Source organism: Sulfurospirillum deleyianum DSM 6946 (assembly GCF_000024885.1).
GTDB classification, from domain to species: Bacteria; Campylobacterota; Campylobacteria; order Campylobacterales; family Sulfurospirillaceae; genus Sulfurospirillum; species Sulfurospirillum deleyianum.
The window spans coordinates 307003-323780 of the sequence record NC_013512.1 but is presented as its reverse complement, the minus strand read 5'-3'; the positions used below and the strand labels follow the sequence as shown (position 1 = coordinate 323780).

Here is a 16778-nt window from a genome sequence, read left to right as displayed (position 1 = left end):
CTCTTCTCCTGTTTTTTTCAAATAACCATGAAAAGATTATTTTTCTTCATTTTTACTCCATTTCAACAGATTTCAAACAAAGGATTTCTATGTCAAAAATTGTTTTTATTACAGGTGCAACATCAGGTTTTGGAGAAGCAACCGCAATCAAATTTGCTATGGTAGGTTATAAAGTTATTATTACAGGTCGAAGACGTGAGCGATTAGACGCATTAAAAGCAAAACTTCCACACGCAGATATTTTACCTTTGTGTTTTGACGTCCAAAATAAAGAAGAGGTTTTTCAAGCCATTGCTTCGCTCCCTCAAGCCTATAAAAATATTGATATTTTGGTCAATAATGCGGGACTTGCATTGGGCTTAGAGAGAGCCAATGATGCGCATTTGGAAGATTGGGAACAGATGATCGACACAAACATCAAAGGGCTTTTATATGTCACTAAAGCCGTACTTCCTACGATGGTCAAACGAAAAACAGGCTATATTTTCAACCTCAGCTCAACAGCAGCCAGTTGGCCGTATGAAGGGGGCAATGTTTATGGTGCAACCAAAGCGTTTGTCAAGCAGTTTTCCCTGAACCTTCGAACCGATTTAAAAGGAACACATGTGCGTGTAACAAACATTGAGCCTGGATTTTCACAGACAGAGTTTTCAGATGTACGCTTTAAAGGTGATACGCAAAAAGCACACCAACTCTATGAAAATACCATACCCCTTTTAGCAGAAGATATCGCTCAGACTATTTTTACCCTTGCAGAACTTCCTGCGCATGTTAATGTCAATCGCATTGAAATTATGCCGACATGTCAAAGTTATGCCGGTCTTGTGGTTGAGAAGAAGAGTTAAATCTTTTTACATGTAAGAATTTTCTTACATGTAAATCTTATTTTGAGGAACCAATGAATCCAAACGAACACAAAAACAATCCTTTGCATGGCATTACCTTAGAGAAGATGTTGAGTGAATTGCACGCACACTATGGTTGGGAGAAACTTGATGAGATGATGCGTATGAATTGCTTTCATGAAAATCCTAGCATCAAATCGTGCTTGAAATTTTTTAGAAAAACCCCTTGGGCACGCACAAAAATAGAAAAGCTCTACCTTCACTTTCGCACACAAACAACAAAGTAAACCAGTGACATACGCAAAGGCTTTTGGCATTACCGCAATGGGGATGATTTTGATGAGTTTTGAATCCCCTCTTATTAAAATGACCCTTGTAAGTGCTCAAAATTTTACGTTTTACTTTGGTTTATGTATGTTTACGACAATGAATCTCACCCTTTTTTTGAAACACAAAACAGCCTTTTTTGCGCTTTATAAAAAAGATTTTTTGATTATTTTTGCCAGTGGTTTTTGTATTGCGCTGAGTAATCTTTTTTTTATTCTGGCGATCAAGCACACCAGTGTGGCAAGTGCTGTTTTTATTTTAAGTACAGGACCACTGATTAGTGCGGGAATTGGGTTTCTCTTTTTCAAACAAAAAACGCCTTTGCGCACTTTCATCGCTATCTTTTTTGTTTTTATTGGATTGAGTTTTATCCTCTTTCATGATGTGGCTCTTGGCAATATGAAAGGCAATCTTTACGCGTTTGGCTGTGTTTTTTCTTTTGTATCGATGCTAACTATTTTAGAACGCAACAAAGAAGCAAATCGACTCGCATGCTTTGGAACGGGAGCGCTTTTGGCTTCTTGTCTGGCCGCACTGAGTGCGCCTATTGTTCTGCCAGATAGTTATTCGCTGAGTATTATTGTAGGGGTTGGAGCTTTTCTAACACCGCTTTCTCGTGCGTTCATAGGCATAGGAACGAGATTCTTATCTTCAGTAGAAGTAGCCCTCTTAACGATTATTGAACCTGTTCTTGCCCCATTTTGGGTCTGGATTTTATTGAAGGAAGCACCGCATCCAAATACACTCTTAGGCGGTGCTATCATTGTGACAACCTTAATCATTCACTCGATTAAAACACATCAAGCGCATCAAAAAGACTAATGGTCTGAGGCAGTCAACTGTCCATAAAGTACATTCAAATCACCTAAAACCCATGCATCAACAATCTTATCATTTTCAAATTTGAAAAAACAAGCCCCTGAGTAACGAATACGATTTCCGGTGGGTTCAAACCCAAACAGTTTGCCGGTATGTGAGCCTGTGTAAACCAATCGTACAGCGGCTTTATCGCCTTCAACGACCACATCTTCAATCACATGGTACAGATTTGAAAACGCACCAAAAAGCATTTTGGCATAATCACAAAAGCCATTAATACCCTCTACTTTCATACCCAATGAGCCTCTAAAATTAATAGTAGGGCTTAAAAAATGATGCGCTTGGTCAAGCTTTTGCTCGTTCCAAACCACTTCATAATACTCTTCAATAATCTGACGTAGTTGTTTTGCCATTGGCTTTTTTTCCTTTTTCTGGTGCCTGTTTTACCGTAGATTTTGAAGCGGTTGCACTTACGCCACTCTCAAACCAACTCTCACTCGCATCGTATTCAAATTCAAATACCTTATCAAAACCTTTTTTTTCTAACTCACCATCAAGGTTTTGAGGCGTGAGCCCTTTTTTCTTGCAAATTTCAAGAATCTCTTCAATGTCTTCCTCAGGAATGCCACTGTAACGCATCTCTAAAACTGCTTCGTTAGCCGTCATTATCTCTTTCTCGTTCAAAAAAATAGCCCTAAAACGCTAGGGTCATTTACCGTCTGAACTCTCATTCAAACACCGCCACTACACCCTTACTATAACGTAGCGAAATTATAATCATTTTTTTTCAAAAAAAACCTAAAAATTACCTCAATCTATTCATAATATTCGCTATCTTTTTTATCGGTAACAAACATGTGCCCAGGGGCATGCGTGATGGCAAAAGGAAGTTTCATCTGTGTAATCACATTTTGAGGGGTCACACCACACGGCCAAAAAAGTGGAATTTCATCTTCTTTAATGACAATAGCATCGCCATAATCAGGATGTGTAACATCGTTAATACCTATCATCTCAGGATAGCCCACTTGAATGGGTGAACCGTGCATTCTAGGAAAATGACTGGTCACGACACACGCATCGGCGACTTTTTCTTTTTTAATCGGGCGCATACTCACCACCATTTCACCGCTAAAGCCTCCCACGGGCTTGAGTGCAATAGTGGTGCGGTACATCGCCACATTTTTTTGCTCATCCACGTGGCGTAGAGGCATCCCGTTTTCAATGAGTGCAGTCTCAAATGAGAAACTACATCCAATGAGAAAAAAGACCAAATCAGGCGTATAATAAGGCGTTATGTCCGTTACCGTTTCCACCAAAACGCCCTCACGTAAAATGTTGTATTTGGGAATTTCATTTAAGATATTTGCCCCAGGAGCTAAGAGTTTTGAAACATGCCCCTCTTCAATCACCTCAAGCACGGGAATCGCTTTTGAATTTTCACGAGCAAAGGCTTCAAACTCTTTGGCATACGCACGAGGCAGAGCAACCATATTCATCTGAATATACCCAGGGCACTCCCCTGCTGTCGGACGGGTAAATTCACCTTTGGCAATTTTAGCGCGAAGCTCTTTTGGACACATTTTCATCCTTTTTTTGGCACACATTGTAGCAAATTTTAGGTACAATTTTTTAACGTCAACTTTTACATGTAAGGATTTTTATGCAGAGATTTCAGAGCGTTGAAGAGATTGTTTTACAACACTCCACACGCCACATGGACAAAATTCAAGCGCAGTTTCCTTTTGAGCACACCAAAACAGCAGTCGATGCCTTTATACACCTTAAAAAAGGTGTAGTTTTCATCTATACAGGATTTTACGTCGCAGGCTTTGCTGAAACCGATGGTCCCATTGGTACGTACTTTTTAGCTAAAGCGTTTGAAAAAATTGGCTTTAAACCCGTCATTGTGACGGATTCCTTTTGTGAGGGCTATTTTCCTGAGATTGAAACCCTTTATATTCCGCTTTCAGGCTTACATGTAAACGAATATGAAGCGCTTTTAAACGAGTACAAACCCGTTGCTCACTTTTCTATTGAACGTTGCGGTCAAAATGCACAAGGCGATTACCTCAACGCCAGAGGTGTCTCGGTGAAAGAGTTTACCGCACCTGTGGATGAACTCTTTAAATTGGGCAGTAAAGGTGCTCCTAGTTTTGGCATTGGTGATGGGGGAAATGAAGTGGGTATGGGAAGTTTTGCCAAAGCGCTTCAAGATAAAGAGTATTTTAATGACTATTGCGTCATTGCGTGTGATTATCCCATGATTGCTTCCGTATCAAATTGGGGTGGATATGGCTTTATCGCCGAGCTTGAGCGGGTTTTACATGTAAACCTTCTACCTTCGTTTGAAGCGGTTGAGCAGTACCTAGCCTTCATCGTTTCCAAAGGCTCTGTGGATGGCATTAAACGAGAATCGGTCATGTCCGTGGATGGAAAAGAGTGGGCATTGGAACCTGAAATTTTAAAAGCACTAAAAGATTATGCAACCAAAGGATAAGCAATGAAAGTGATCTGTTCACACTGTTTAGCAACCAATAATGTTCCAAAATTAGACGTCTATAAAAAAGCCAACTGCGGAAAATGCAAAGCCTCTTTGCTTGATCCGCACCCTATCGCACTCAGTAGTGATAACTTAGAAGCCATTTTAAGAAGTACCGATGTGCCCGTCATTGTCGATTTTTGGGCACCGTGGTGTGGACCATGCAAAATGTTCGCTCCTGTGTTTGAACAAGCCGCACGTGCCTACCCGCTTCGTGTTTTGTTCGCCAAAGTTGATACCGAAGCTGAGCAATTTTTAGCCTCTCGCTTTAAAATCCGCTCGATTCCAACCATAATTGTCTTTAAAGAGGGTAAAGAAGTGGAACGTGTCAGTGGAGCGATGAACGATGAAGGTTTGGATAGATTTGTGGAGAGATTTTTGTAGTTTACATGTAAGCTTATAAGCTTACATGTAAAATTTAATCATCTTTTTCTTTCATCCCAAGCAAACTTTAACCGATCATATATAGCAACTAATCTTTTAAAATTACTTATGGCATTCTGATCGGCTGACCAAATTATTTTATTTAACTCTTTTAATAGCGCTAAGAGTTCATCAAGATCATTAATAATCTCTTCTTTCTTTAATGATGCAATATATGCTAACTTTGTAGCCCATTGAATATCTAATTCTAAAATCAAAGATAGTTTTCTTTGCGCAGGATTTGCTGTAGCATTTGAAAAACCATTTTCTACTAAGTCAATAATCTCTGTAGAAAAATACTGCTTTTTACTTTGATACTTTTCTTCAGAATCTATATGATCAGCATTTAAATATTTAAAGATTGGTATACTTTTATTTCTTCCATGTGTCTTTGCTTTTGGAATAGTGTATTTAAGAACATATTCTACATTCAAGGCTAAATCATCATTTAGAAAATCTTCAATTAACTCTTTAATGTCAATACATCTATACCCTTTGTCCGATGTCGCAACACCTATTCCTATAGCAAATTCAACATCACTCGAATCACTTAATGACTCAATATCTCTAACACAAAGTTTTTCACTTGGATTATTGGTCACAGATAATTCATAAAATTGTTCTTTGAACAAGCGTGCAATTTTTGCAGGAACTTTTCTTTTAATTGTGCCTAATGCTTCAAAAATAGGAATAAAAGAGTTAGTTTCAATTGTAATCGTTGAAATTATACTGTGATTAACAGTATGTGAACTACGTGCAAAATCAATACTTTCACCTCGTTTGATAAAAATCAATCTATCTTGTAATTTACTGACATTTTCTGTACCAATTGCTTTGACAATTTCTTCAATAATGGCATTAATATTTTTATCACCAAGCTTATAGCCCATAAAAATCACAGGATGATCAACAAAGGTGGTTAATAGCTTTGCAGCTAAGTAACTATTTCTTGAATTAAAATCTTCGTAATCTTCATAGGTTAAAACTAAAGAATTAAACTTTGAACAACATCCATGAATTTTATAAATCTCGGCTATATTATGGCTTCGTCCAAAAAGCATCTCCGATTGCCCAATAAAAGGCTTAAAATCGGGAAAGATTGATTCTATTAATAAATCATAATTTGTCGTAATAATACCATCTACCGAAGCTTTTTTTAAAAGTTCTAACTCTCTTTTCAATGAGTCATCTAACTTACTTAACGTATCTATAATATCTACCGTTTTGAGATATTGGGCTATTTCATATTTTAAAGGCAATGATTTATCAACGATTTTAACATCAATTTTTTCATATTCTTCACGACTATCTTTGTAATCAGAACTCTTCCACCAAACATCAAAGAAATCACTTGAAAGGTTAGAAGCAACTTTTCCTAAATCACCTTCAGAGCTATCTTTATAATACCTAAATGGTTTCTCTACAATTTTGCAATATCTTGCCAATAATTCTTCCCAATTTTCCAAGCCTAAATATCTTTTACTTAATCCTGAACCTATGAACAAATAAGGGGCTGTTAAAAATTTTGTATTTAAATGTTCTGCCAATTTTTCTTTAATTTCTATAAGTTCCATGATTATTATCCTAACATCAAGATTTCTAAAAACTTCAAAACCTGCACATTCTTCTCATTTTCTGCTTTAGCGTGTTCAATAGCACCCACAAGAGCAATCTTCTCTTTTGAAACAACCATGACCAATTCTGCTTGATATTCAGGTAATTTATGTGCGATTACATCCCAAACGATCTCTTCATCAATGCCAAAATAACCATGACTGATTTGATTGCGAAAGTCAACGATGCGACGGTATTCGCTTTTAAGAAGTCCGCTGTTTAAGAGTATTCTGGTGGCTTCGCCGATGATCTCAAGCTCTCTGATGCACGCATCCCATGCCATTTCATGTACGAGCAGTTCAGCTCCATTTTTTATCTTACATGTAAAGCGGGAAATTTTGTCGATAGCAATGAAAATATCGACGATGTAGAGGCTTATATCACGATTAGACATAAAGCACTTCGTGGGCAATTTTTTCTTTAATGAGTTTACGAATCGACTTTTCAAGCCCCAAATCAACTTTAGCACCTAACTCTTTTTCTAAGAGTTCTTTGAGTGCGTAGTAATTATCAAAACTTGAGGGCATATCGACAATGATGTCAATGTCACTTTGTGGGGTTTGTTGCTCTTTGGCGTAGCTACCAAAAAGTCCTATTTTTTTGACATTAAACTGTTCTTGCAAAAAGGGTTTGTGTGTTTTTAGGTAGTCCAAAATCAACTCTCTTGTCATAATACACTCCCACTTTTTAGTGTTTCTATTGTAGCGAAAAAAGCTTTTTTTATCTATTTTCTTTCATTTTGAAATATTTTTAATCGCCTCTTTTTTACTGGGCTATGATACGGGCATTAAAACAGTGAGGTGAGAAATGATTTTAGGAAAATGCCCTTTTTGTGGTGGCAATGTGCTTTCACAAAAGATAACCGCCAGAGGTCAAAAAATAAATCTTTACCATTGTGAGCATGCCATTAAAGAGAGAGATGTAAACGATGACTATGTGTTTAGTGCTACTTCAATGTGCCGTTTTCAAGTTTACTCCAATGCACTCTTGCGCTGGAACAAACGAAGTTTGAGTGAGTTGGAGATGAAAACATTGCTTCAAGAGGGGCAAATTGTAGTGCGTTTGCATGGGAAAAAAGGAACACGTGAATATTTTAAATACGTCGTTGCTGATCCAGAATATGGTGTGAGCATCCTGTGGGATAGCGAAGTTGCGTAAATCTTTACATGTAAAGTGTACTAGGGAACAAATGGAGAAGGCATGTCAATGTAGTATCCTTGCGAATAATCAATCCCTAATTGCTTGACTGCCGATAAAACCGTACTCGAATGAACAAACTCTGCGACAGTTTTAATACCCAATTTTTTAGAAAAACTTACAATCGTCTCTACCACAATTTGGGCATTTTTATCTTTATCAAGCTCTTTAATGAGACTCCCATCAATTTTTATAAAATCTGGTTTGAGTTTGATGATATAGGAAAAATTGGAAAATCCACTCCCAAAATCATCAATGGCAACTTTTGCACCGTAGCGCTTGATTTCATAAAAAAAGAGTATGACTTTATTGAAATCTTCCACTTTTTCTGACTCTAAAAGCTCAAATGTCACTCGATGCCCAATTTTAGAAGTGGTTAATTTATCGATAATAAAATCACAAATTTCTGGGTTAATAATATCTTCAAACGAAAGATTGACACTAAAATCAAAAGGATAACTTTGAAAAACCTCAAAGCTTTTCTCGATGATAGTCATCGTAATTTTGTCATAGACTTTAATCGTTTTTGCCACAGGAATAAAATGATTCGGGTTATGAATCCGCCCCTCTTCATCAATCAAACGAGAGAGCGCTTCAAACTTTACAATTTCATTGGTTTTATTATCAATAATTGGCTGAAAATACGGCACAATACCCGAAGAATCGACAATGGCTTTACGCACTTTTGTGGCGTATTTGAGGTTGGTTTCATACTCCTGAGAAAAACTCATACTGTCTTCATAAATCCAATATTTGAGTTGCTGTTTTTTCGCATATTTCAGCGCCATATTGACTTTTGAAAATATATCGTGATGCGACAAACTCGCACTTGAAGAGAGCGTACAATCGACATAAATCTCTGTTTGGGCATAGGCGTATTTAAGATGAATGAGCTTTCGAGCAAGGCTATCAAGATACTCTTTAAGGAGATAAAAATTCATTTTTTCTTTGATTAAAAGCGCAAATTCATCCCCCGCAATACGATAAACGACTGCTTCTTTTTGACTTTCTTGTAAGCTTTTTGCAAAAGACTCCAAAACAAAATCGCCCACCAAAAAACCATAAAAATCATTCAGCAGTTTAAAATTATCAATATTGGCGAGAATTAACGTAAAGTTATTATCTTCTTCAAGGTCATGACGCAGTTTATAAAGATTAGGCAAACGTGTGAGCGGATCGGTATAAAACTGTTCAACCAAACTCTTTTGTACCAATTCTAATTCACGAGAAAGAACCTCAATCTTTTCAGATGGTGATAGCTCTTTGTGCAGATGTTTTTGCATGACAAACCTTTATTCCTAGCTTAAAAAGGCGTAAGAACTTATTGTATCAAAAGTTAGGTAAATTATGAAAAGAAGGCTAATCCCTCTTAAAGTTTTTTGTGTTACAATAATTTAGACCTCATCACCAAAGGAGAAGGAATGTTTAGAGAGAAGTTTTTAGTGTTCATCTCGATGTTTTTCATCCTAGTCACACTCTCTTATGGAAGAAACAGTGAGATTGAAGTTCCTCGTACGGCACTCAAAGACCAATTTAAGTACTATATTTTATCCGATACCAAACAAGCAACCTTGCATCAAGTGAGCCTCAAACGACTCAGCTATGACACCATTTTATATATTAAAGTCGAAATCAACTGCCCTTCACGTGTGATACGAGAGCTAGGATACAACGTTAATTCGCTGAAAGCCATCTCCACCAACAAACCCTCACAATGGTATCAACCCACCATTGGAAGTGCCCAAGCTGATATTATCACCTACGTGTGTCGCTAAGAGAGTAACTGCTTTAAAATCGGTTCCATCTCTTCATAATCATCACGCTGACTAAAAGCTTCAAAGAGTTGCATTTTCAACGCAAAGACCTGCGAATCAAAAAAGTTTGTTGAGCCCATAAAATCAAGCCCACCAATACCTAGCGTATTCATGGCTTCCCAGACTTCAGGAGAGCTGAGGGTGCTCAGTGTATCTTGAGCGATCAGCTGTGTCAGCCACGAATTATCACCCTCATTCGCTTTGGTGGAGTCATAATGGAGTAAAAAATCCTCAAAACTCCCCTCTTCTTTCTTGATAGAGTTGTACAATCCATACCCAATTCCCGCATACGGGTCTAGCTCAAACAGTCTGCTTTCCATGCGACACTCCTTTTACATGTAAAAGCAAAAAACATACCTTTTTATCTTTACATGTAAACCCATTACAAATCGTTCATTAAGTGAAAGTTTGATAAAATGCACGGATTTGGTTACTCGCAACCAACCCCCATCTCATATCATTAACGAAGAGGTACTGCTCATGGTGTATCAGCACAAAGATTTGATTGGTCTAAGAGACCTCTGTAAAGAAGAAATTCTTTCGTTTCTTCATTTAGCCAAAGAGTTTAAAGAACTAAACAACAGTGATGTGAAAAAATCCTCATCCCTTTATGGCAAAACGGTTATTAACGCATTTTATGAAAATTCCACACGTACCCGTGTCTCTTTTGAAGTAGGAGCTAAACGCCTTGGCGCTGATGCTATTAACTTTTCATCCTCTCAAAGCAGTTCTAAAAAAGGGGAAACCCTAGTGGATACCATTCGCAACATGGAAGCGATGAAAACGGATATTTTTGTTTTGCGTCACTCTAGTTCGGGTGCAGCGCACTTTGTGGCTCAAAACAGCGATGCTTCCATTGTCAACGCAGGTGATGGTCTTAATGAGCACCCAACACAAGGCTTGCTTGATTTGTTCACCATCTTAGAGCATAAAGGGAGTTTTGAAAATTTAACGGTTTCTATTATTGGTGATATTGCCCACAGCAGAGTTGCACGCTCAGATATTTGGGCAATGCGAAAACTAGGTATTAACGTCAAACTTTTTGGTCCTCCAATGATGCTTCCTGTACATATGGAAGTTTTTGACTGCCATGTCTGCTCTTCCATGGAAGAAGCGATAGAGGGAAGCGATGTCATCATTATGCTTCGTATCCAGCTTGAAAGGCAAGATGGCTCCATTTTCCCCTCCGTTCGTGAATACTCCAAATTTTTTGGACTCACCTCGACACGCATGAAACTGGCAAATAAAAACGCCATCGTTCTTCATCCAGGACCGATTAATCGTGGTGTGGAAATGAACTCAGATGTGGTCGATAACAAGGATTACTCGGTGATTTTAAATCAGGTTGAAAACGGTGTTGCTATTCGTATGGCAGTCCTTCATACCTTGAACCTTTATAGAAAAAGTAGGAATATGTAATGAAAACTTTAATCAAAAATGGCATTATTGTGAATAGCAATGGTCAAATAAAAGCAAATGTGCTTATTGAAGATGAGATGATTGTAGATATTATTGAGCATGAAGTGCAAGCCGATAAAATCATTGATGCGTGTGGAAATTACATCATGCCAGGGCTTATTGATATGCACGTGCATTTTAGAGACCCAGGGCAAGAGTATAAAGACGATGTCATCTCTGGCAGTGAAACCGCTGTTGCGAGTGGGGTAACCACCTGCCTTCCGATGGCAAACACGTTTCCCATTAATGACAACAGCTCGATTACTCGTGCGATGATTCAAAAGGCGAAACAACGAGGTTTGATTGATTTATTGCCTATTGGGGCGATTTCACAAGGTTTGCATGGAGACCGTATTGTTGAAATGGGCGATATGATAGAAGCAGGAGCGGTGGCGTTTTCAGACGATGGACTCCCCGTATCTGATAGCAGTGTTATGCGAGATGCCCTAGAGTATTCTCGTGGGTTTAACTCCTTTGTCATCAGCCACTCCGAAGACTGCTCACTCTGCCGTCAAGGGGTGATGCACGAGGGTGAAATTTCAACCATTTTAGGTCTTAAAGGTATGGCTTCTGAGAAAGAGGAGATTATGATTTCTCGGGATATGCTTTTGGCAAAACTGACCAAAGGGCATATTCATATCGCACATGTCAGTTCAGCGTGGTCGCTTAAACTCATTGAACTTGCTAAACAAGAAGGCATTAACATTACCTGCGAAGTCACCCCACACCACTTTAGCTTTTCTGATAAAAACCTTCTCTCCTACAATACCCATTTTAAAATGTCTCCACCGCTTCGTAGCGAAAATGATATCAAGGCTATTCGAGAAGCGCTTAAAAGTGGTTTGGTGGATGTCATTGCAACTGACCATGCCCCACACCATAACGATGATAAATTTGTCGAATTTGACAATGCCCCTTTTGGTATTTTAGGACTCCAAACCCTTGTGCCACTTACTTTAAAATTGGTCAATGAAGGAATCATTTCCCTTGAGCGCATGGTTGAACTTACCTCAGCCAACCCTGCAAAAATTTTGAACCTCAAAACAAAGGGAAAAATTGCCAAAGGGATGCTCGCGGATATTGCGATTATTGACCCGAATAAAGAGTATATTTACGATGAGAGTATCAACAAATCCAAATCCAAAAACTCGCCACTTTTTGGAGAAAAACTCACCGGTGCTGCGGTGATGACACTTAAAAATGGGCGTGTAGTGTACGACTTTCCTCACTGTTTATAAGCCTTACATGTAAAGATGCAAGAGGTGACTTTACATCACTTCTTGCGCCATTTTTTGCATCGCTTTCGCACTGACATGTAACGCTTCAAGTTCCTCTGGAAGCAGTTTATACTTTAAAATTTTACTCGCACCTTTTTTTGTTACCACCACAGGGACATTGAGCACCACATCATGCAATCCATATTCACCGTCTAAATAAACACCCAAAGGTAAAACAGAGTGCTCATCGTTAGCAATAGCACGAATAATACGAAATACACTCGCCGCTGTGCTGTGGTTGGTGTTGCCTTTTTTGTAAAAAACTTCAAATCCTGCTTTTAGAACATCTTGATAAATCTCTTCACGATTGAGTCGTGGCAAGCCATTGAGGTCACAAAAGGTATCCACATCTAAACCGCAAATATTGCAAATGCTCCACGGAAGCGTACTTCCTTTGCCATGTTCGCCCAAAATATACCCGTTGATATTTTTAGGATCAATGCCTACTTTTTTGCTCACAATTTTCATAAATCGAGCCGTATCGACCAGTGTGCCTGAACTAATCAAACGCTCCCTTGGATAAAGCGCTTCTTTGTAAGCAATGTGGGTCAAAACATCCACAGGATTGCTCACCATGATAAGCATGGCATGAGGAGCATAGGTGTAGAGCTTATGCACAATCTCACGAATCAGCGTGGCATTTTCATGCAACAATTCATCTCGTGTTTGACTCCCCTTCAGTTGTGCCCCAGCCGTAATGACAATCACATCGCACTGCGCACAATCCACGTAATCTCCACTGTGTAAATGGGTGTTACGTGCATAGGTAAATGACTCTACATACGAAAAATCTTCTACTTCGCCCACGGCTTTTTGCACATTGCGATTGACTAAGACAATCTCACTCATATTGCCCAGTGTTAAGAGATAATTAACCAGTTCAACCCCAACACCTCCCGCACCAATAATCCCTACACGCATACACGTCCTTTAAAATTTTCTGCGACAGTATAACACGCTTCATGGCACTTCATCCTCTTAAAAAATAGGCACTCCACGCTTAAAAAGGGTCAGAGCTTTACTTTAAACTCTATGCTATAATGGCAGCAAAAAAAGGAGTTCTATGCCACGCTCTCTACGCATTGAAAGTCTTGGGTATCATCATGTGTACAATCGAGGAGTCGCCAAAGGCAAAGTTTTTGAAGATGAACAGGATAAAGCTAAATTTATTGAACTCATGGGAAATATCGCAAGGGAGTTTAAATTTAACATTCACGCCTTTTGCCTTATGGAGAACCACTACCACATTCTCCTTGAAAACAAGCGTGAAAATCTCTCTGCTGGTATGCGTCAGCTCAATGCTCAGTATGCGAGCTACTTCAACAAGCGTCACGACCGTGTAGGGCATTTGTGGCAAGACCGTTTTAAATCATGGTATATCTTCGATAAACACCATCTTTTTAAGCTCTTTAAATACATCGAAACCAATCCTATCCACGCAAAACTCATCCAAAATGTAGGAGAATATCCCTATTGTGCGAGTTACAGCATTTTAAAAGATGCCATTCCACTCTTTTTAGAAAACAGCTTTGTTTTACGAGAGTACAATCCTCAAGAGCTTTTTAATGCCTTATCCACTCCTCTCAATGAAACTGAACTAGAGCACATTGAGGCATTGCGTCATACCAAATACAAGAAAAAAGAGGGTGAGATTGCCCTTTTACATGTAAAGCCATTGGCAGAATACTTTTTACATGTAACGCATAAAACTGCGCGAAATAATGCCATTAAAGAGGCGTATCATGATGGATATACCAAGAGTGAAATTGCACGATATCTTCATTTAAGCCCTGCTGGTGTCTGCAAAATCTTCAAAAGTTAAAAGTAAAGCCCTGACCCATATTGAAAGGAAAGGTAAAAAAAGATAAAATAAGCGCATATTACACGATAAGGTGAGTGAATGGATAATATTTTCAATACCAATCAAGACATAAAAACAATTAATATCGAAGAATCTATCAAGAGCAGTTATCTTGATTATTCGATGAGTGTTATCATCGGACGTGCACTCCCTGATGCACGTGATGGTCTCAAGCCCGTTCATCGAAGAATTTTATATGCTATGAATGACCTCGCCATTTCTTCACGTAGCCCTTACAAAAAATCAGCCCGTATCGTGGGTGATGTTATCGGTAAGTACCACCCACACGGTGATACAGCTGTTTATGACGCTTTGGTTCGTATGGCACAACCCTTTTCTATGCGTATTCCAACGGTAGATGGTCAAGGAAACTTTGGTTCGATTGATGGCGATAACGCTGCTGCGATGCGTTATACCGAAGCTCGTATGACACCACTAGCAGAGGAATTACTGCGTGATTTAGATAAAGACACCGTTGATTTTGTCCCTAACTATGATGACAGTATGATAGAACCTGATGTCTTGCCAAGCCGTGTTCCAAACTTACTGCTTAACGGTTCAAGTGGTATTGCGGTTGGTATGGCGACCAATATTCCTCCACACTGTTTAGACGAACTGTTGGATGGGTTACTCCTTTTAATCGACAACCCAGAAACAACCCTTGAAGAGATTATGGAGTTTATCAAAGGTCCTGATTTTCCAACGAGTGGCATTATTTTTGGTAAAAAAGGAATTATCGAAGCGTATCGAACAGGACGTGGTCGTGTTCGAATTCGTGCGAAAACACATATTGAGAAAAAAGGCAACAAAGATATTATCGTTGTCGATGAATTACCTTACCAAGTCAATAAAGTCCGTCTTATTGAGCAAATCGTAGCATTGGTCAAAGAGAAGATGATAGAAGGTATCAGCGAAATTCGTGATGAGAGTGATAGAGATGGTATTCGCCTTGTTATTGAACTAAAACGTGAGGCGATGAGTGACATTGTATTGAACAACCTTTACAAATCAACCAATATGGAAGTCACTTTTGGAGTCATTCTTCTTGCGATTCATAACAAAGAACCTAAAATCTTTACACTGATAGAACTGTTACAACTCTTTTTACGCCACCGCAAAACCGTTATTATTCGTCGTACCATTTTTGAACTTGAAAAAGCCAAAGCCAAAGCGCATATTTTAGAGGGTTTAAAAATTGCGTTGGACAATATCGACGAGATTATCGCACTCATTAAAGGCAGTGCGGATACGAAAAGTGCGAAAGATGGTTTGATTGAACGCTTCAACCTCAGTGAAGTTCAAGCAGGTGCCATTCTTGATATGCGTTTGCAGCGTCTTACAGGACTTGAGCGAGATAAAATTGAGAATGAATTGGCAGAATTGTTGCTTGAAATTCAACGTTTAAGTGATATTTTACGCAGTGAAGCGCTTTTAAATAACCTCATTAAAGAAGAACTTCTTGAACTCAAAGATAAATTCAAATCCAAACGTATTACTGAGATTGTTGATGATTATGATGATATTGATGTGGAAGATTTGATTGCTAACGAGCCAATGGTTGTCACCATTACGCATCGAGGGTACATCAAACGAGTACCTCTTAAACAGTATGAAAAACAAAAACGTGGCGGAAAGGGCAAAATAGCCGTTACCACCTACGATGATGACTTTATTGAGAGTTTCTTCGTCTCTGATACACACGATACTTTGATGTTTGTAACAGACCGTGGACAGCTCTACTGGCTTAAAGTCTATAAAATTCCTGAAGGAAGTCGTACCGCAAAAGGGAAAGCTGTTGTCAATTTGATTCAGCTACAAGCTGATGAAAAAATTATGGCGATCATTCCAACAACAGATTTTGATGAAACCAAATCGTTGGCGTTCTTTACTAAAAATGGTGTCATTAAACGTACCAACTTAAGTGAGTTTAAAAATATTCGCTCCGTGGGTGTGAGAGCCATTACTTTGGACGATGATGATGGTTTAGTAACCGCTAAGATTGTGACGCAAGAGGCAAAAAATCTCTTTATTGTGACAAAAAAAGGTATGTGTATTCGTTTTGAAGTGGGGGATGCACGTGAAATTGGACGAACAGCACGTGGTGTGACAGGTATTCGTTTCAAAGAAGAGAATGATTGTGTTGTAGGTGCAGCGGTTATTTATAACGACCAAGAAGAGCTTTTAACCGTCACAGAAAAAGGTATTGGTAAGCGAACAACCGCTGAAGAGTACAGGCTTCAAAATCGTGGCGGTAAAGGTGTTATTGCTATGAAACTTACACCAAAAACAGCCGATTTGGTCGGTGTTGTTATTGTCGATGAAGATAAAGATTTGATGGCACTCACCAGTAGTGGAAAAATGATTCGTGTGGATATGGAAACGATTCGAAAAGCTGGACGTAATACCAGTGGTGTGAAAGTAGTTTCCGTAGAAGGTAAAGATGTGGTTCAGAGTCTTGCTCGTTGTCCAAAAGAAGAGGATGAAGAACCTGAGATAGAAGGCATGGATGAAGAGGGAGCGGTACCCCAAGAAGGCTCTTTACTTCTTGAAGAAACAAATTCAAGCGAAGAGTTGGAATAGTAGTTGCTTAAAATAAAAAAA

Annotated in this window: 20 protein-coding genes; 11 read left to right on the top strand and 9 right to left on the bottom strand. The window is 38.8% G+C overall.

The genetic code is table 11. The features are described from left to right. The first annotated feature begins 89 nt into the window (after positions 1 to 89). From SDEL_RS01745 to SDEL_RS01735, 3 genes are read left to right on the top strand one after another with little or no spacing between them, the layout of a single operon-like run. Entirely contained in the window at positions 90 to 845 is a 756-nt protein-coding gene (locus SDEL_RS01745; RefSeq protein WP_012856145.1) for an SDR family oxidoreductase, read from the top strand. A gap of 53 nt (positions 846 to 898) precedes the next feature. Beyond that, the gene (locus tag SDEL_RS01740) at positions 899 to 1132 is read left to right on the top strand and encodes a VF530 family protein (protein ID WP_012856144.1); all 234 of its coding nucleotides are present in this window, start codon (positions 899 to 901) and stop codon (positions 1130 to 1132) included. 4 nt (positions 1133 to 1136) lie between these two features. Continuing rightward, on the top strand, positions 1137 to 1994 hold the full coding sequence (locus SDEL_RS01735) for a DMT family transporter (protein ID WP_012856143.1): 858 nt from the start codon (positions 1137 to 1139) through the stop codon (positions 1992 to 1994). Here SDEL_RS01735 and SDEL_RS01730 read toward each other — a convergent pair. The 3 genes from SDEL_RS01730 to SDEL_RS01720 all read right to left on the bottom strand — a co-directional run bounded on the left by SDEL_RS01730 (position 1991) and on the right by SDEL_RS01720 (position 3580). Further along, positions 1991 to 2404 (bottom strand): ester cyclase, encoded by a 414-nt coding sequence (locus SDEL_RS01730; RefSeq protein WP_012856142.1) that lies wholly within the window; start codon positions 2402 to 2404, stop codon positions 1991 to 1993. The genes SDEL_RS01735 and SDEL_RS01730 overlap by 4 nt on opposite strands. Next, positions 2376 to 2657: a hypothetical protein gene (locus tag SDEL_RS01725; protein ID WP_012856141.1), complete on the bottom strand. Its 282-nt coding sequence runs from the start codon at positions 2655 to 2657 to the stop codon at positions 2376 to 2378. The genes SDEL_RS01730 and SDEL_RS01725 overlap by 29 nt, the downstream gene beginning before the upstream one ends. Positions 2658 to 2806: 149 nt before the next feature. After that, on the bottom strand, positions 2807 to 3580 hold the full coding sequence (locus SDEL_RS01720) for a putative hydro-lyase (protein ID WP_280938028.1): 774 nt from the start codon (positions 3578 to 3580) through the stop codon (positions 2807 to 2809). A 74-nt stretch (positions 3581 to 3654) separates the two neighbouring features. Here SDEL_RS01720 and SDEL_RS01715 point away from each other — a divergent pair, with 74 nt between their 5' ends. Together SDEL_RS01715 and trxC are read left to right on the top strand one after the other, a co-directional pair. Then, the gene (locus tag SDEL_RS01715) at positions 3655 to 4491 is read left to right on the top strand and encodes a DUF4392 domain-containing protein (RefSeq protein WP_012856139.1); all 837 of its coding nucleotides are present in this window, start codon (positions 3655 to 3657) and stop codon (positions 4489 to 4491) included. 3 nt (positions 4492 to 4494) lie between these two features. After that, positions 4495 to 4917, top strand: a complete 423-nt coding sequence (trxC, locus tag SDEL_RS01710; RefSeq protein ID WP_012856138.1) for a thioredoxin TrxC — start codon at positions 4495 to 4497, stop codon at positions 4915 to 4917. 38 nt (positions 4918 to 4955) lie between these two features. On the opposite strand, the gene SDEL_RS01705 is transcribed toward trxC, so the two are convergent. Genes SDEL_RS01705 through SDEL_RS01695 form a run of 3 tightly spaced genes read right to left on the bottom strand, consistent with a single transcriptional unit; the run spans position 4956 to position 7241 of the window. Next, positions 4956 to 6530 (bottom strand): SIR2 family NAD-dependent protein deacylase, encoded by a 1575-nt coding sequence (locus tag SDEL_RS01705; protein ID WP_012856137.1) that lies wholly within the window; start codon positions 6528 to 6530, stop codon positions 4956 to 4958. Positions 6531 to 6535: 5 nt separating this feature from the next. Then, the gene (locus tag SDEL_RS01700) at positions 6536 to 6964 is read right to left on the bottom strand and encodes a HepT-like ribonuclease domain-containing protein (RefSeq protein ID WP_012856136.1); all 429 of its coding nucleotides are present in this window, start codon (positions 6962 to 6964) and stop codon (positions 6536 to 6538) included. After that, entirely contained in the window at positions 6957 to 7241 is a 285-nt protein-coding gene (locus SDEL_RS01695; protein ID WP_012856135.1) for a nucleotidyltransferase family protein, read from the bottom strand. Before SDEL_RS01695 ends, SDEL_RS01700 begins: the two co-directional genes overlap by 8 nt. Positions 7242 to 7377: 136 nt before the next feature. Between SDEL_RS01695 and SDEL_RS01690 the strand changes: the two genes are divergently transcribed. Then, on the top strand, positions 7378 to 7728 hold the full coding sequence (locus SDEL_RS01690) for a hypothetical protein (protein ID WP_012856134.1): 351 nt from the start codon (positions 7378 to 7380) through the stop codon (positions 7726 to 7728). 20 nt (positions 7729 to 7748) lie between these two features. Here the strand turns inward: SDEL_RS01690 and SDEL_RS01685 are convergent, their stop codons facing one another. After that, positions 7749 to 9050 carry an EAL domain-containing protein gene (locus SDEL_RS01685; RefSeq protein ID WP_012856133.1) on the bottom strand — a complete coding sequence of 434 codons (1302 nt, stop codon included), beginning with the start codon at positions 9048 to 9050 and terminating at the stop codon, positions 7749 to 7751. A 138-nt stretch (positions 9051 to 9188) separates the two neighbouring features. On the opposite strand from SDEL_RS01685, the gene SDEL_RS01680 reads away from it, so the two are divergent. Continuing rightward, the gene (locus SDEL_RS01680; protein WP_012856132.1) at positions 9189 to 9542 is read left to right on the top strand and encodes a hypothetical protein; all 354 of its coding nucleotides are present in this window, start codon (positions 9189 to 9191) and stop codon (positions 9540 to 9542) included. Here the strand turns inward: SDEL_RS01680 and SDEL_RS01675 are convergent. Then, a complete protein-coding gene (locus SDEL_RS01675) occupies positions 9539 to 9901 on the bottom strand; it encodes a hypothetical protein (protein ID WP_012856131.1) in 363 nt (120 codons plus the stop codon). The two genes, SDEL_RS01680 and SDEL_RS01675, sit on opposite strands and share 4 nt — an antisense overlap. A gap of 160 nt (positions 9902 to 10061) precedes the next feature. Here SDEL_RS01675 and SDEL_RS01670 point away from each other — a divergent pair, with 160 nt between their 5' ends. Both SDEL_RS01670 and SDEL_RS01665 read left to right on the top strand, forming a co-directional pair. Further along, positions 10062 to 11000: an aspartate carbamoyltransferase catalytic subunit gene (locus SDEL_RS01670; RefSeq protein WP_012856130.1), complete on the top strand. Its 939-nt coding sequence runs from the start codon at positions 10062 to 10064 to the stop codon at positions 10998 to 11000. Continuing rightward, positions 11000 to 12277, top strand: a complete 1278-nt coding sequence (locus tag SDEL_RS01665; protein WP_012856129.1) for a dihydroorotase — start codon at positions 11000 to 11002, stop codon at positions 12275 to 12277. Before SDEL_RS01670 ends, SDEL_RS01665 begins: the two co-directional genes overlap by 1 nt. Before the next feature lie 30 nt (positions 12278 to 12307). On the opposite strand, the gene SDEL_RS01660 is transcribed toward SDEL_RS01665, so the two are convergent. Next, positions 12308 to 13237 (bottom strand): lactate/malate family dehydrogenase, encoded by a 930-nt coding sequence (locus SDEL_RS01660; RefSeq protein WP_012856128.1) that lies wholly within the window; start codon positions 13235 to 13237, stop codon positions 12308 to 12310. 142 nt (positions 13238 to 13379) lie between these two features. Here SDEL_RS01660 and SDEL_RS01655 point away from each other — a divergent pair, with 142 nt between their 5' ends. Together SDEL_RS01655 and gyrA are read left to right on the top strand one after the other, a co-directional pair. Then, the gene (locus SDEL_RS01655; protein WP_012856127.1) at positions 13380 to 14138 is read left to right on the top strand and encodes a transposase; all 759 of its coding nucleotides are present in this window, start codon (positions 13380 to 13382) and stop codon (positions 14136 to 14138) included. Between the two features lie 78 nt (positions 14139 to 14216). Next, positions 14217 to 16757 carry a DNA gyrase subunit A gene (gene gyrA, locus SDEL_RS01650; RefSeq protein ID WP_012856126.1) on the top strand — a complete coding sequence of 847 codons (2541 nt, stop codon included), beginning with the start codon at positions 14217 to 14219 and terminating at the stop codon, positions 16755 to 16757. Positions 16758 to 16778: the final 21 nt, after the last annotated feature.